Source organism: Amycolatopsis thermalba, from assembly GCF_023376025.1.
In the GTDB taxonomy this organism is placed as follows: Bacteria; Actinomycetota; Actinomycetes; order Mycobacteriales; family Pseudonocardiaceae; genus Amycolatopsis_E; species Amycolatopsis_E thermalba.
In genome coordinates this window covers 6,883,991-6,897,456 of sequence record NZ_CP091196.1, presented here as the reverse complement: position 1 = coordinate 6,897,456, position 13,466 = coordinate 6,883,991, and the positions used below count along the sequence as shown (strand labels likewise).

At 71.3% G+C, this 13,466-nt stretch carries 14 protein-coding genes; 7 read left to right on the top strand and 7 right to left on the bottom strand.

The annotated features are described in order from the left end of the window. Positions 1-14 precede the first annotated feature (14 nt). On the top strand, positions 15-596 hold the full coding sequence (locus L1857_RS33345) for a TetR/AcrR family transcriptional regulator (RefSeq protein ID WP_162830569.1): 582 nt from the start codon (positions 15-17) through the stop codon (positions 594-596). Between the two features lie 867 nt (positions 597-1,463). On the opposite strand, the gene L1857_RS33340 is transcribed toward L1857_RS33345, so the two are convergent. The 3 genes from L1857_RS33340 to L1857_RS33330 all read right to left on the bottom strand — a co-directional run bounded on the left by L1857_RS33340 (position 1,464) and on the right by L1857_RS33330 (position 4,687). Continuing rightward, positions 1,464-2,669, bottom strand: coding sequence for an RNA polymerase sigma factor (locus L1857_RS33340; protein ID WP_094004536.1), 1,206 nt, complete (start codon positions 2,667-2,669; stop codon positions 1,464-1,466). 86 nt (positions 2,670-2,755) lie between these two features. After that, positions 2,756-3,178: a YciI family protein gene (locus tag L1857_RS33335; protein WP_094004465.1), complete on the bottom strand. Its 423-nt coding sequence runs from the start codon at positions 3,176-3,178 to the stop codon at positions 2,756-2,758. Between the two features lie 102 nt (positions 3,179-3,280). Beyond that, positions 3,281-4,687 (bottom strand): aldehyde dehydrogenase family protein, encoded by a 1,407-nt coding sequence (locus L1857_RS33330; protein WP_116111542.1) that lies wholly within the window; start codon positions 4,685-4,687, stop codon positions 3,281-3,283. A 92-nt stretch (positions 4,688-4,779) separates the two neighbouring features. Between L1857_RS33330 and L1857_RS33325 the strand changes: the two genes are divergently transcribed. From L1857_RS33325 to L1857_RS33315, 3 genes are all read left to right on the top strand, one after another. After that, complete coding sequence (locus L1857_RS33325; RefSeq protein WP_240323269.1) at positions 4,780-6,177, top strand: PucR family transcriptional regulator; 1,398 nt, start codon at positions 4,780-4,782, stop codon at positions 6,175-6,177. Continuing rightward, positions 6,164-7,096: a ribonuclease Z gene (locus L1857_RS33320; protein WP_094004468.1), complete on the top strand. Its 933-nt coding sequence runs from the start codon at positions 6,164-6,166 to the stop codon at positions 7,094-7,096. Before L1857_RS33325 ends, L1857_RS33320 begins: the two co-directional genes overlap by 14 nt. A 199-nt stretch (positions 7,097-7,295) precedes the next feature. Beyond that, on the top strand, positions 7,296-8,135 hold the full coding sequence (locus L1857_RS33315; RefSeq protein ID WP_094004469.1) for a mechanosensitive ion channel family protein: 840 nt from the start codon (positions 7,296-7,298) through the stop codon (positions 8,133-8,135). A 49-nt stretch (positions 8,136-8,184) separates the two neighbouring features. Here the strand turns inward: L1857_RS33315 and L1857_RS33310 are convergent, their stop codons facing one another. Then, positions 8,185-8,577, bottom strand: a complete 393-nt coding sequence (locus L1857_RS33310; protein ID WP_205413307.1) for a DUF6401 family natural product biosynthesis protein — start codon at positions 8,575-8,577, stop codon at positions 8,185-8,187. A gap of 149 nt (positions 8,578-8,726) precedes the next feature. On the opposite strand from L1857_RS33310, the gene L1857_RS33305 reads away from it, so the two are divergent. Continuing rightward, positions 8,727-9,584 carry an alpha/beta fold hydrolase gene (locus L1857_RS33305; protein WP_116111540.1) on the top strand — a complete coding sequence of 286 codons (858 nt, stop codon included), beginning with the start codon at positions 8,727-8,729 and terminating at the stop codon, positions 9,582-9,584. 28 nt (positions 9,585-9,612) lie between these two features. Here the strand turns inward: L1857_RS33305 and L1857_RS33300 are convergent, their stop codons facing one another. From L1857_RS33300 to L1857_RS33290, 3 genes are read right to left on the bottom strand one after another with little or no spacing between them, the layout of a single operon-like run. Next, on the bottom strand, positions 9,613-9,966 hold the full coding sequence (locus tag L1857_RS33300; protein ID WP_094004471.1) for a hypothetical protein: 354 nt from the start codon (positions 9,964-9,966) through the stop codon (positions 9,613-9,615). A gap of 49 nt (positions 9,967-10,015) precedes the next feature. Continuing rightward, positions 10,016-10,483, bottom strand: a complete 468-nt coding sequence (locus tag L1857_RS33295) for a hypothetical protein (RefSeq protein ID WP_116111539.1) — start codon at positions 10,481-10,483, stop codon at positions 10,016-10,018. 25 nt (positions 10,484-10,508) lie between these two features. Then, positions 10,509-11,183, bottom strand: a complete 675-nt coding sequence (locus L1857_RS33290) for a TetR family transcriptional regulator (protein ID WP_116111538.1) — start codon at positions 11,181-11,183, stop codon at positions 10,509-10,511. 91 nt (positions 11,184-11,274) lie between these two features. Between L1857_RS33290 and L1857_RS33285 the strand changes: the two genes are divergently transcribed. Continuing rightward, positions 11,275-12,321, top strand: a complete 1,047-nt coding sequence (locus L1857_RS33285; protein ID WP_094004474.1) for a ferredoxin reductase — start codon at positions 11,275-11,277, stop codon at positions 12,319-12,321. A gap of 11 nt (positions 12,322-12,332) precedes the next feature. After that, a complete protein-coding gene (locus L1857_RS33280) occupies positions 12,333-13,460 on the top strand; it encodes a fatty acid desaturase family protein (protein ID WP_094004475.1) in 1,128 nt (375 codons plus the stop codon). The last annotated feature ends 6 nt before the right edge of the window (positions 13,461-13,466 follow it).

Below are 13,466 nucleotides of genomic sequence, written 5' to 3'. Positions count from 1 at the left end.
CTAGGGTGGGGTGCATGGAGCGCGGGTTGAGGAAGCAGCGGACGCGGCAGGCGATCTCGGACGTGGCCACGCGGTTGTTCATCTCGCGGGGCTTCGAGGAGGTGACGATCGCGCAGGTCGCGGAGGCGGCGCAGGTGGCGAAGATGACGGTGACCAACCACTTTCCGCGCAAGGAGGACCTGGTCTTCGACGTGCACGAGTCGTTCGTGGCGAGCCTGGCGGAGGTCCGGGGCCGGCCGCTGGTCGCCGCGTTCCGGCGGGCCTGGCGAGCGGGCCTCGAGCGGCGGGATGCGCTGCTGGGTTTTTCGGGGCCGGAGTTCGCCCGGATGATCGTCGAGAGCCCGACGCTGCTCGCCCGTCTGCGGGAGCTGCACGAGGAGCGGGAGAAAGCGCTGGCCGCATCGCTCCTCGACGAGCTGGACAGCGATACGGCGCGCGCGGTCGCCGCCCAGATCGGGAGCGTGGCGCGCCTACTCTTCGACGAGGTCCTGCGGCGTATCGCCGATGGTGAGCCGGAGGCCGAGGTCGCGGCGGCGGTGGGGCGCGCCGGAGAGCGGATGTTCGACCTACTGGAGTCCGGCCTGGGGTCGATTTAGGTTCTTGTGCGTACCGGCGGGGCGACTGAATGGTCCGTTCATGAGGCGGTGAGTGGGCCGGCGGCGGGGCGATGAATGGTCCGTTCATGTGTGCGCGAGTGGGCCGATGGTGGGGCGATGAACGGTCCGTTCACGAGGCGGCGAGTGAGCGGTGAGGGGACGATGAACGGTCCGTTCATGAAGCGGCGAGTGGCCCAGCAATGCCTTGGTGACCGTCCCGTTGGTGTGTTAGCGAGTGGGCCAACGATGGCCCGATGAATGGCCCGTTCATGAGGCGGCGAGTGGGCCGGCGGCGGGGCGATGAATGGTCCGTTCATGTGTTCGCGAGTGGGGCGAGTGGTGGCGCCGTGAATGGCCCATTCATATGTTCGCGAGTGGGGCGAGTGGTGGCGCCGTGAATGGCCCATTCATAACGGGAGTGGTGGGACCGCTCGTGGGGCGATGAACGGTCCGTTCATGCCTTCAGCCTTCATGACTGGGCCAGTAGTGGATCGATGAACGGTCCGTTCATGAGTTGGGTGAGCGGGTGGGCCAATGGCGGCGCGATGAAGGGTCCATTCATGTCTTGGCGAGTGGCCCGGTGGTGGCTAGGCAAGGGGACTGTTCGGGCGGCGGTGAGTGGGCCAACGGTGGCCCGATGAACGGTCCATTCATGCCTTGGTGAGCGGGCCCGGTCGTGGCCTGGTGATTGGCCTGTTCGCGCGGTCGTGAGTGGGCCAGTGGTGGTGCGATGAAGGGACCGTTCGTGTATTCGCGAGTGGGTCAACGGACCTCCGATGAACGGTCCATTCACGCCGCGACGAAGGTCCCAGTCATATCGCGATGAATGGTCCGTTCACGCCCAGCTGGGCGCCGAACAAACCCCACTCACCCCCCAGCAGCCTCCGCCGCCCGGGCCAGCAGTACCTCCCGCTCCCGGGTGTTGCGCGTCAGCGCAGCCGCCCGTTCGAACTCCGCCCGTGCCTCCTCCCGCCGACCGACCTTCGCGAGCAGGTCGCCCCGTACCGTCGGCAACAGGTGGTACCGCGCCATCGCCGGCAGCTCCGCCAGCGCGTCCACCAACGGCAGCGCCGCCTCCGGGCCGGCCGCCATCGACACCGCCACCGCCCGGTTCAGCTCCACCACCGGCGACGGCGCCACCTCCGCCAGCTCCCCGTACAGCGCCGCGATCCGCGCCCAGTCGGTGTCCTCCGGCGTCCCCGCCCGGGCGTGGCACGCCGCGATCGCCGCCTGCAGCACGTACGGCCCGCGCACCTCCGACAACTTCTCGGCCCGCTCCAGGGCAGCCAACCCGTGCCCGATCAGCAACCGGTCCCACCTCGCGCGGTTCTGGTCCAGCAACAGGATCGGCTCACCGTCCGCCGTCACCCGCGCCCGGGACCGCGAAGCCTGCAACTCCATCAGCGCCACCAACCCGAACACCTCGGGCTCCTGCGGCGCCAGCCCGGCCAGGATCCGCCCCAGCCGCATCGCGTCGGCGCACAACTGCGGCCTCATCCAGTCGTCACCGGCCGTCGCGGAGTAGCCCTCGTTGAAGATCAGGTACACGACCTCCAGCACGGACCCCAACCGCTCCGCCAGCTCCGGCCCGGCCGGCACCTCGAACGGCACCTTCTTCTGCGCCAGCGTCCGCTTCGCCCGCACGATCCGCTGCGCCACCGTCGCCTCCGGCACCAGGAACGCGCGCGCGATCTCCTCGGTCGTCAGCCCGCCCAGCAGCCGCAACGTCAGCGCCACCCGCGCCTCCGTCTTCAGCACCGGGTGGCACGCCGTGAAGATCAACCGCAGCAGGTCGTCGGGCACCTCGTCCGGCTCGACCGCGATCGCCTGCTGCGTCGTCTCCAGGTCGAGCCCGATCTCCTCGTGCTTGCGCTCGGCCATCTTCAGGTGCCGGAAGTGGTCGATCGCGCGGCGCTTGGCGATCGTCATCAGCCACGCGCCCGGGTTGGACGGCACTCCGGACGACGGCCACTGCTCCAGCGCCGCGACCAGCGCGTCCTGCGCCAGCTCCTCGGCCAGCCCCACATCACGGACCATGCGCGTCAGCGCCGCGATCAGCTTCGCCGACTCCATGCGCCAGACAGCGTCGATGGTGCGGTGTGCCTCGGTGACCGTCACGGTCACCGAGCACACCACCTCACCGCGGCGAGGGCAAGCTCCTACTGCCCGTGCTGCTCCTCGATCCGCTGACGCATCCGGTCCTCGGCCTCACGCAGCTCCGGCGTGTACGCCTCACCGAAGTCCTCGGCCTCGAACACCTGCCGGATCTCGATCTCGGTGTTCTGGAACGGCGCCCGCTTGAGCCACTCGACGGCCTCCTCCTTCGACTTCACGTCGAGGATCCAGAAGCCCGCGATCAGCTCCTTCGACTCGGCGAACGGCCCGTCGATCACCGTCGTGCCCTCGCTGGAGTACCGCACGCGCGCGCCCTTCGAGCTGGGGTGCAGGCCCTCACCGGCCAGCATCACGCCCGCCTTGACCAGCTCCTCGTTGAACTTGCCCATCTCGGCCAGCTCCTGCTCGGTCGGCATCGCGCCGGCCTCGGTGCTCTCGTCGGCCTTGACCAGGACCATGAACTTCATCGTCTTCTCCCTGCTCTCGTGGTGTCCCCGCGGGACCGTCACGATGACATCGATCGAGCACCGGGCGAATCGACAAGGCCGGACAATTTTCTTTCGGAAATCTCAGCGGACCCCGGTCAGCACGAGAACCCGCTGCTCAGTGAGGTCTTCCATCGCCGCGCGGAGGCCCTCCCGGCCGGTGCCGGACTCCTTCACCCCGCCGTAGGGCATCTGGTCCGCGCGGTAGCTCGGCACGTCGCCGACGACCACCCCGCCGACCTCCAGCCGCGCCGACGCCTCGAACGCGATCCGCAGATCGTGCGTGAACACCCCGGCCTGCAGACCGAACCGCGACGCGTTGACGCGGGCGAAGGCCTCGTCGACCGAGTCGACCGGCGCGAGCGAGAGCACCGGGCCGAAGATCTCCTCGGCGTTGACCGCGCAGTCCTCGGGCGCGTCGGCGAGCACGGTCGGCGCCACCGTCGCGCCCTGCCGCGTCCCGCCGGCCAGCAACTCGGCACCCGCGGCGACCGCGTCGTCGACCCACGACTGCACCCGCACCGCCGCCGCCTCGTTGATCAGCGGGCCGACCTCGCCGTCCACGTCCAGCTTGCGCACGTGCGCGACCACCCGGTCGGCCAGCTCGGCGTAGACGTCGCGGTGCGCGTAGACCCGCTGGACCGAGATGCACGACTGGCCGCCCTGGTAGGTGCCGAACGTCGCGATCCGCTGCGCGGCGAACTCCAGGTCCGTCCAGTCCGGGCAGACGATCGCCGCCGCGTTCCCGCCCAGCTCCAGCGTGACGTGCTTGCGCGGCACCCGGTCCTGGATCGACCAGCCCACCGGCCCGGACCCGGTGAACGACACGACCGGCAGCCGCGGATCGGCCACGAGTTCGCTCGCCGCCTCGTTCGGCATCGGCAGCACCGACCAGGAGCCCGCGGGCAGGCTGGTCTCGGCGAGGAGTTCGCCGAGCACCAGCGCGGTCAGCGGCGTCGCGGGCGCGGGCTTGAGCACGATCGGGCAGCCGGCGGCGATCGCCGGGGCGACCTTGTGAGCGACGAGGTTGAGCGGGAAGTTGAACGGCGTGATGCCCAGGACCGGCCCGCGCGGCGCGCGGCGGACCAGGGCCAGCCGCCCGGCCGAGGCGGCGTCGGTGTCGAGCCGCTGCAGCTCACCGGAGAAGCGGCGGGCCTCCTCGGCTGCCCAGCGGAAGGTGGACACGCCACGGCCGACCTCGGCGCGCGCCCACTTCAGCGGCTTGCCGGACTCGGCGTGGATCAGGTTCGCGATCTCGTCGGCGCGCTCGGCCAGCCGCCGCGAGACGTGGTCGAGGGCGTCCGCGCGCACGTACGCGGGCAGCTGGGCGACCTCGTGCCGTACGTCGTGCGCGGCAGCGACGGCGTTTTCGACGTCCTCGGCGGTCGCGTTGCTGGTGGTCCCGGCGAGGGCGCCGTCGCGGGGGCTGCGGACTTCGACGAGGTCGTCGCTCGACGCCGGGCGGCCGGCGACCCAGTAGGGGAAGGTCATGCGTCCAGCATCGGCTCGCCCGGACCGGACGGAAATGGCCGGACTGGCCAGTTGGATACCCGGAAACTGGACGAAGTGGCAGAGTGGTGGACATGCCGGTGACCCTGCGGCGGCTGCTCGCCGATCCGACGCTCGGTCTGCGTGCGCTGGCCGGGGAGTCCGATGTGGACCGTCCGGTGGGCTGGGTGCACGTCAGCGAGCTGGACGACCCGACGCCGTTCCTCGAAGGCGGCGAGCTGCTGCTCACCACGGGATTGCGCCTGTCGGGCGAGACCGAGTACGTGGACCGGCTGACCGCGCGCGGGCTGGCCGGGCTGGGCTTCGGCATCGGGCTCAGCCACGACGAAGTGCCCGCCGGCCTGGTGCGCGCCGCCGCCGCGGCCGGGCTGCCGCTGATCGAGGTGCCGCGGCGGACGCCGTTCATCGCGATCAGCAAGGCCGTGTCGGCGGCGCTGGCGGCGGACTCGTACGCCGAGGTCACCGCGACCAACGCGGCACAGCAGGAGCTGACGCGGGCGGCGTTGCGCGGCCCGGACGCGGCGGTGCGGCGGCTGGCGCGGCTGCTCGACGGGTTCGTGCTGCTGGTCGGCCGCGGCGGTGAGCTGGTGCGCGCCGCGCCGGCGGCGGCCGCGGAACGGCTGGCTTCCGTCGCGGGCGAACTGGCGCGGCTGCGCGGTGGTCCGGCGAGCGCGACTTTCGAGGTGGACGGGCAGCACGTGGTCGTCCAGGTGCTGCGCAACCACGGGTTCCTCGTCGCCGGACGGCCGCAGCCGTTCGACCGCACCAGCCGGCACGTGCTGAGCGCGGCCGCCTCGCTGCTCACCCTGGCGTTGACGCGGGCGGACGGCGTGGAAACGGTGCGACGCAAGATGCATACCGCATGTATGTCTTTGCTGCTGGCCGGGCAGCACGAGCTGGTCGCGGGGATCGTCGATCTGCCGCCGGAGCCGGTCGAGGTCTTCGCGTTCACCGGGCCACCCGAACGGGTGCTCGACGCGCTCGAGGGGAGCCCGGTGTTTCCCGCGGAGGTGGAGGGATTCGTCGTGGCGATCGCGCCGCCGGGCTGGCCGGCCCCGGAGCTGACGGGTGGGGTGGCACCGGCGGCCGGGTACGCCGAGCTGGCTTCGGCGCACCGGCGGGCGGTGGGCGTGGCCTCGGCGACCGAGCTGGTGCGGTTCCGCGGTGACCTGGTCTCGCTGCTTCCCGCGGAAGAGGCGCAAGCGTTTGCCACCGCGGTGCTGGAGCCGTTGGTGCGCCACGACGAGGGCGGGCGGGGTGATCTGGTGGCGTCGCTGGCGGAGTGGCTGCGGCGGCACGGGCAGTGGGACCCGGCGGCGGCGCGGCTCGGCGTGCACCGGCACACCTTGCGCAACCGCATCGCCAAGGTGGCCGAGCTGACCGGCCGGGACCTCGACGACCCCGACGTGCGGGCGGAGCTGTGGATGGCGCTGCGGCTGCGCGGCCTAGGGTCGGGGAGTGTCCGTGCGTGAACTGGTGGTGCTGGGGACCGGGAGCCAGGTGCCGACCCGCACCCGCAACCACAACGGCTACCTGCTGCGCTGGGACGGCGAGGGCCTGCTGTTCGACCCCGGCGAGGGCACGCAGCGGCAAATGCTGTTCGCCGGGGTGGCGGCCAGTTCGATCACGCGGATCTGCCTGAGCCACTTCCACGGAGACCACTGCCTGGGCGTGCCGGGCATCGTGCAGCGGCTGTCGCTGGACGGGGTGCGGCACCCGGTCGTCGCGCACTACCCGGCGTCCGGCGCGGAGTACTTCGCGCGGCTGCGGCACGCGAGCGTCTTCCACGAGACGGCGGAGCTGGTGGAGTCGCCGGTGGCGGAGCCGGGCGTGATCGCGCGTGGGGCGTTCGGCCGGTTGGTGGCGCGGCGGCTGTCGCACCCGGTCGAGTCGTTCGGGTACCAGCTGGTCGAGCCGGACAGCCGCCGGATGCTGCCGGAGCGGCTGGCGGGGCTCGGCGTGCGCGGCCCGGCGGTCGGGCGGCTGCAACGGGAGGGCTCGATCGAGGTCGACGGCCGGCGGGTCGAGCTGGCGGAGGCGAGCGAGCCGCGCCGGGGCCAGCGGTTCGCGTTCGTGATGGACACCCGGCTGTGCGACGGCGTGTTCGAGCTGGCCGACCGGGCGGACCTGCTGGTGATCGAGTCGACGTTCCTGTCCGCGGACGCCGCGCTGGCCGCCGAGTACGGCCACCTGACGGCCGCGCAGGCCGGGCGCGTGGCGGCGGAGTGCGGGGTGCGGAAGCTGGTGCTGTCGCACTTCTCGCAGCGGTACGCGGACCCGGAGGCGTTCCGCGCGGAGGCGGGGGAGTTCTTCGGCGGGGAGGTCGTGGTGGCCTCGGACGTCAGCCGGGTCGCGGTGCCGGCGCGGCGGCCGGAGTCGGTGGCGGGCTGATCGCGGCCCGCGACGTGGCCGGAAGCCGCCGGTTGAGCACCATCCCGCACCCCCTCCTCCCGAGCGGCCTACGTCACACGTGTGGGGGATAACCGCAGGTCACTCAGGTGTGGCCCTCCCGGGGCTGGGTAGCCACTCCACCGGAAGCGCTTCAGAAACGGGGCGCAGGTTGCTCCTGCAACGGAAGGGAGAGAGGCCAGTGGCAACGTCCAACCTGGCGGCCGTCGACTTCGGCCAGGGTGTGTCCAACGCCTGGAGCGCGGTGGCGACCTTCGTGCCGAAGTTCGTCGCGTTCCTGGTGATCCTCGCGATCGGGTGGTTCGTCGCGAAAGCGCTGGGCAAGATCGTGAACAAGGTGCTCGAGAAGGTCGGTTTTGACCGCGTCGTCGAGCGCGGCGGCATCAAACAGATGCTCGCCAAGAGCAAGTACGACGCCTCGGACATCATCGCCAAGCTGGTGTACTACGCGGTCCTGCTGATCGCCCTGCAGATCGCCTTCGGGGTGTGGGGCCCGAACCCGGTGAGCGGCCTGCTCGCGGGCATCGTCGCGTGGCTGCCGAAGGCCGCGGTCGCGATCATCATCGTGGTCATCGCCGGCGCCATCGCCCGTGCCGTCAAGGACCTGATCGGCAGCGCCCTCAGCGGCCTGTCCTACGGCAAGACCCTGGGCACGATCGCCGCGGTGTTCATCTGGGCGCTGGGCATCATCGCCGCGCTGAACCAGATCGGCGTGGCCACCACGGTCACCACGCCGGTGCTGATCACCGTGCTCGCGACGGTCGCCGGTGTGGTCGTCGTCGGCGCCGGTGGTGGCCTGGTGAAGCCGATGCAGCAGCGCTGGGAGCGCTGGCTGGGCCGCGCCGAGGAGCAGATCCCGGCCGCCAAGGCACACGCCGAGGCCTACCAGCGGGGCCGTGAGGACGCCACCCGCGCCACCACGCCGACCGCGGAGGCGGCCACGCAGGAGATGCGCCAGCCGACCGGTTCCACCGCGTCGGACAGCGGCGCGACCACGCGGCCGCCGGAGAGCTTCCGGTAACGCGGGGAGCAACGGCCGGTCCGGCGACGGACCGGCCGTTCTCGTGCGTCTAGCGCAGTTCCAGCTCGAAACCCTGCCGGTACCGGGGGTCGTCCATCGAGGTCGCCAGCGCGCAGACGGCGAGCAGGCGGAAGGTGAGCCAGTCCATCGGCCCGGACTCGGGGCCGTGCGGCACGCTCAGCCGCCACCCGGCTTCGCGGGCGTGGTCGAGCAGGCCGCGCGCGTAGCCGGCGAGCAGCACGACACCCGCGACGGCCGCGGAACCCTCGACGCCCGCGGCCAGGATGTCGCGCACCGCGGCCGCGTGCTGGTCCACCACCGCGGCCAGGCCGGGCGCGGTGGCCACGGCGGCGACGAGCCCCGCGGCACCCAGCTGGCTGTGCAGATGATTCAGCGTCCGGCGGGACGACCGTTCCGCCCAGACCGCGGCCAAACCGAACATGCCTCCCACGGTAACCCCCGGATTCGACCTTGTGGACCGGGGCGGCGACGATCGACATGGCCGTTTCCTCGCGGCCGGGACGCGGTGTCAGCGCGGCGTCACCGACGGCTTCCGTTACAGGTGCGGAACTTCACGATGACGAGGCGGGAATGAGACGGATCGGCGGGTTCCGGTCGCCGGGCAGCCGGGCGCGCTACGACGCCGTCTACGACGAAGGCCTGCGCGCCCTGCCCGAGCCGGCCGCGCGGCACGACGTGCCGACCGCCTTCGGCACGGTCCGCGTCTACCGCTTCGGCGCCGACGGCGACCCACTCGTCCTGCTGCCCGGGCGCTGCGGCACGAGCGTCATGTTCCGCACGAGCATCCCGCGGCTGGCCCGCCGGCACCGCGTCCACACCGTCGACCTGCTCGGCGAACCGGGCCGCAGCGAGCAGACCGCGCCCATCCGCGACGCCGGGGACCAGGCGCGCTGGCTCGACGAGACCCTGGCCGGGCTCGGCCTCGGCGAGGCGCACCTGCTCGGCGTCTCCTTCGGTGGCTGGCTGGCCGCCAACCTCGCGATCCGGCGGCCCGCGCGGGTCGCGTCGGCGACGCTCGTCGATCCGGTCGCCACGTTCGCGCCGCTGCCGCCCGCACTGGTGCTGCGGGCCATCCCGGTCGGCCTGCCCTACGTGTCCAGCTGGGCCCGCCCGCGGTTCCTGGCCTGGGTCACCGGCGCGGACCCGGCGGACGCCGTCGAAGGGCGCCTGGTCAGCGCCGGTTTCCAGCACTTCCGGATCGCGCTGCCCCGGCCCGTCCCGTTCCCCGGCGAGCAGTTGCGCGGGATCGGTGCGCCGGTCCTGGCGCTCATCGGCGGTCGCAGCGTGGTGCACGACCCGCGCCGCGCGGTGGCCCGGGCCCGAGAACTCCTCCGGCACGGCGAGGCCGAGCTGTGGCCGGACGCCACCCACGCCATGCCGGCGGACGAGGTCACCGAGCGGACGCTGCGCTTCCTGCCCGGCCGCTGAATCGTCGCGAGTGGACGGTCACGCACCGTCACCGTTGCCGGCCGGGTGGCCGGGGTTCCTCGAGTAGCATGGCGCGCAGGAGTTCGCGGGCCTGTCGGCGGATCTGCACCGAGTCGCCGTGACCGCCGATGGTCCACAGCAACTCGGCCAGTGCGCAGCCCGCCGTCTTCTGCAGCGAGCCCAGGTACTGCGCGAAATGCTGAGCCCAGCGGCCGTGCAGGGTCACCAGCAGCTCGTCGCCGAACTGGTTGCGCAGCACGATTTCCTCGCCTTCGCGCGCCTCCGTCCAGAACGGCAGCGCACCCGCGAGCGAGCGCCACTGGTCCGCCAGCTCGGCGATCCGTTTCCGCTCCAGGCGGTCTTCCTCGTCCTGCCGGTTCATCGTGCACTCCTCACCCTCCGTGCACGACGCTAGAACAGGTGTTCGATGATCACAAGCTCGGGGTGGGAGCCGTCTCAGGTTCGCGTGGCTGCACCCGGACCTCGAAACCGTAGCCGGGCGAGGGCGGGAAACCGGCTTCGCCGACGGCTTGGATCGACACGCTGTCGCCGGGGAAGAGGTAGCCGGATCCCTTGATGGGTTGCGGAGTCGTGCCGCACGGGAACATTTCCGTGTGCCAGTCCTCGCGCGGCGATCGGTATCGCACACCCATTTTCGGCGTGCTCAGCAGGTGCGCCGCGGGGCACGCGCCGGACACGCTCAGCTCGATCGAGTACGCCTGGTCGCCGTCCTTCGTCACGGTGCCCGCGACCTGCAGGCTCCACCCGTTTCCGTAGTAGGACGTGAGAAACGCCGGCTCGGCGGCGGCGGGCGTCGTGGTCAGCAGGAACGCGGCTGCGGTCAGTGCGGCGATCGTTCGCATGAATTCGACGTTCGCAAGCGCCGTCGGAGTGCGCAAACCGCCGGTGTCCCTCGAATGAGGGTCACGTCCAGTGCGCGGCGCCGCGGGCGATCAGCTTCAGCCGGTTCTCCGCGGTGGCGAGAATGCGTTCGTCGGATTCCGCGGTGCGCGGCACGGTTTCGATGAGTTCCATCGCGGTGGACAACAGCGTGGTGACGATCATGTCGGCGAGCATCCGCAGGTCGTCGGTGCGCCAGCGACGCAGGCAGTCGAACCGGGCGAGGTCGACGGCCAGGTCGCCGGCGAACATGCGCAGCTCGGTGCGCGCGGCCTGCGGCACCGCGCCCCCGCCGCCGTGCCGCTCGCGGGTCAGGAAGCGGATGTGGGCCTCGTGCGCACGCGTGTACTCGTACAGCGTCCGCACGACGGTGTGGACGACCCGGTCGAAGTCGGTGCCGGTGTCGCGCGCCGCGTCGAGCATCCGGTGCAGGACGTCCATCGACTCGCCGAGCAGCACCAGGCCCAGCTCGTCCATCGAGGTGAAGTGCCGGTAGAAGGCGGTCGGCACGATGTCGGCCTGCTTGGTCACCTCGCGCAGGCTCAGCACGGCGAACGGGCGGTCCGCGAGCTGGGCGAGCGCCGCGTCCAGCAACGCCTGGCGGGTGCGCTGCTTGCGTTCCTGCCGGCTCACGGGCTTGACGGACTCGGCCGACACATCGCCGATCTTACGTCCGGCTCCGGGTGCGACCTGCGTCACGCCCGCACCTCCCTCGGTTGACAGCGCCCCCGGCGGGTACGCCACCATTGAGTGTACAAGTGTTCTCCGAAAATGATCCCGGGGAGGAATCATGCGGCTCGCCGCGATCGCCGAGGCGCTGCTCACCCCGCACGGCATCGACCGCTACCTGGAGCTCATCGACCCGATGCTGGTGCGCCGCGAGATCCGCGGCGAGGTCACGGCGGTCGAGCACCAGACCGCGGACACCGTCACGCTGACCCTGAAGCCCAGCGCGGCCTGGCGCGGCTTCCGGGCCGGCCAGTACGTGCGGGTTTCGGTGGACATCGACGGGGTGCGGCGCACCCGCTGCTACTCACCGGCCGGCTCGCAGCACCGCGACGGGCGGCTGGAGCTGACGATCAAGGCGCAGGGCCTGGTGTCGCGGCACCTCAACCGGGCCCGGCCGGGCTGGGTGCTGGGCCTGTCCCAGGCCGAGGGCGCGTTCACCCTGCCCGAGCCGCGGCCGGAGAAGCTGCTGCTGATCAGCGGCGGCAGCGGGATCACCCCGCTGATGTCGATGCTGCGCACCCTCGCCGACGAGGGGCACACCGGCGAGGTGGTGTTCCTGCACTACGCGAACACCCCCGGCGACGTGCTCTACGCCGGTGAACTGGCGCGGCAGGCGCCGAACGTGCGGGTCGTGCTGGCCTGCACGCACGCCGAGGGCGGCGAGCTGAGCGGGTTCTTCTCGCGGGACCACCTGGTCGAGGCCGCGCCCTGGTACGCCGGCGCGCTGACGTACCTGTGCGGCCCGGCGCCGCTGATGGACTCGGTGCGCGCCGTGTACGACAGCGAACAATTGGGTGAACAACTGATCACCGAAGAGTTCACGCCGCCGGAGCTGGTGATCGACGAGTCGGCGGCCGAGGGGACGGTGCGGTTCGCGCACAGCGGTGTCGAGGTCCCCAACTCGGGCCGCCCGCTGCTGGAACAGGCCGAGGAGGCCGGGCTCAGCCCGGAGCACGGGTGCCGCATGGGCATCTGCTTCTCCTGCACGAAGGTCAAGGCCCGCGGCCGGGTGCGCAACGCGAAGTCGGGCGAGGTGTCCGGCGAAGACAACGAAGAGATCCAGCTGTGCATCTCCGTCCCCGCCGGGGACGTGGAGATCAACGCGTAGAGGAGCTTCCCATGACCGGCTTGCAGGACCGGCTCACGCCGGAGCAGATCGAGGAGTTCGGCCGCGAGATGGACGCGATCCGGCAGCGGATCGTCGCCGACCTCGGCCAGGACGACGTCGACTACATCATGAAGATCATCCGGACCCAGCGCGGGCTGGAGGTCGCCGGGCGGGCGCTGCTGTTCGGCGGGTTCTTCCCGCCGGCCTGGCTCGCCGGGGTGGGCGCGCTGTCGCTGGCGAAGATCCTGGACAACATGGAGATCGGCCACAACGTGATGCACGGCCAGTACGACTGGACGCGCATCCCCGAGCTGAGCTCGCAGAAGTTCGAGTGGGACACGATGGCGCCAGCCGAGAACTGGCGGCACTCGCACAACTACATCCACCACACGTTCACCAACGTGCTCGACAAGGACCGCGACATCGGGTACGGCATCCTGCGCATCGACCCGGCGCAGAAGTGGCACCCGTACTACCTGGGCAACCCGGTGTACGCGACGGTGCTGGCGTTCATCTTCCAGTGGGGCGTGATGCTGCACGACCTGGAGTTCGACCGGATCGTGCGCGGTGAGCGGAAGTGGTCGGACCCCGAGCTCAAGGAGATGCGGGCGCGGATGGCGCAGAAGGCGGTGAAGCAGGTCGGCAAGGACTACGTGCTGTTCCCGCTGCTCACCGGCCCGCTCGCGCCGCTGACGTTCCTCGGCAACGCGACGGCGAACCTGACCCGCAACCTGTGGGCGTTCGCGATCATCTTCTGCGGCCACTTCCCGTCGGACGTGGAGAGCTTCACCGAGGAGGAGACCGAGAACGAGACGCGCGGCCAGTGGTACCTTCGGCAGATCCTCGGCTCGGCGAACATCACGGGCGGCCCGCTGTTCCACATCCTGAGCGGGAACCTGTCGCACCAGATCGAGCACCACCTGTTCCCGGACATCCCGGCGCGGCGGTACCCGGAGATCGCCGCGGAGGTGCGGGCGGTGTGTGAGAAGTACGGGCTGCCCTACAACACCGGGCCGCTGCACAAGCAGCTGTGGTCGGTGGCGAAGAAGATCGTGAAGTTCGCGCTGCCGCCACGCCCCCGGCGGGAGGAGCCGACGCCGGATAAGCTGACGTCCGACAGGGTTTCCGCGGCGGCGTAAGGACGT

Excerpts from the sequence above, each read along its gene's own strand:
- L1857_RS33335 (WP_094004465.1), bottom strand. The coding sequence starts at position 3,178 with ATGAAGTTCATGGTCCTGGTCAAGGCCGACGAGAGCACCGAGGCCGGC.
- L1857_RS33330 (WP_116111542.1), bottom strand. The coding sequence starts at position 4,687 with ATGACCTTCCCCTACTGGGTCGCCGGCCGCCCGGCGTCGAGCGACGAC.
- L1857_RS33345 (WP_162830569.1), top strand. The coding sequence starts at position 15 with ATGGAGCGCGGGTTGAGGAAGCAGCGGACGCGGCAGGCGATCTCGGAC.
- L1857_RS33305 (WP_116111540.1), top strand. The coding sequence starts at position 8,727 with ATGAGACGGATCGGCGGGTTCCGGTCGCCGGGCAGCCGGGCGCGCTAC.
- L1857_RS33310 (WP_205413307.1), bottom strand. The coding sequence starts at position 8,577 with ATGTTCGGTTTGGCCGCGGTCTGGGCGGAACGGTCGTCCCGCCGGACG.
- L1857_RS33280 (WP_094004475.1), top strand. The coding sequence starts at position 12,333 with ATGACCGGCTTGCAGGACCGGCTCACGCCGGAGCAGATCGAGGAGTTC.
- L1857_RS33340 (WP_094004536.1), bottom strand. The coding sequence starts at position 2,669 with ATGGAGTCGGCGAAGCTGATCGCGGCGCTGACGCGCATGGTCCGTGAT.
- L1857_RS33325 (WP_240323269.1), top strand. The coding sequence starts at position 4,780 with ATGCCGGTGACCCTGCGGCGGCTGCTCGCCGATCCGACGCTCGGTCTG.
- L1857_RS33300 (WP_094004471.1), bottom strand. The coding sequence starts at position 9,966 with ATGAACCGGCAGGACGAGGAAGACCGCCTGGAGCGGAAACGGATCGCC.
- L1857_RS33285 (WP_094004474.1), top strand. The coding sequence starts at position 11,275 with ATGCGGCTCGCCGCGATCGCCGAGGCGCTGCTCACCCCGCACGGCATC.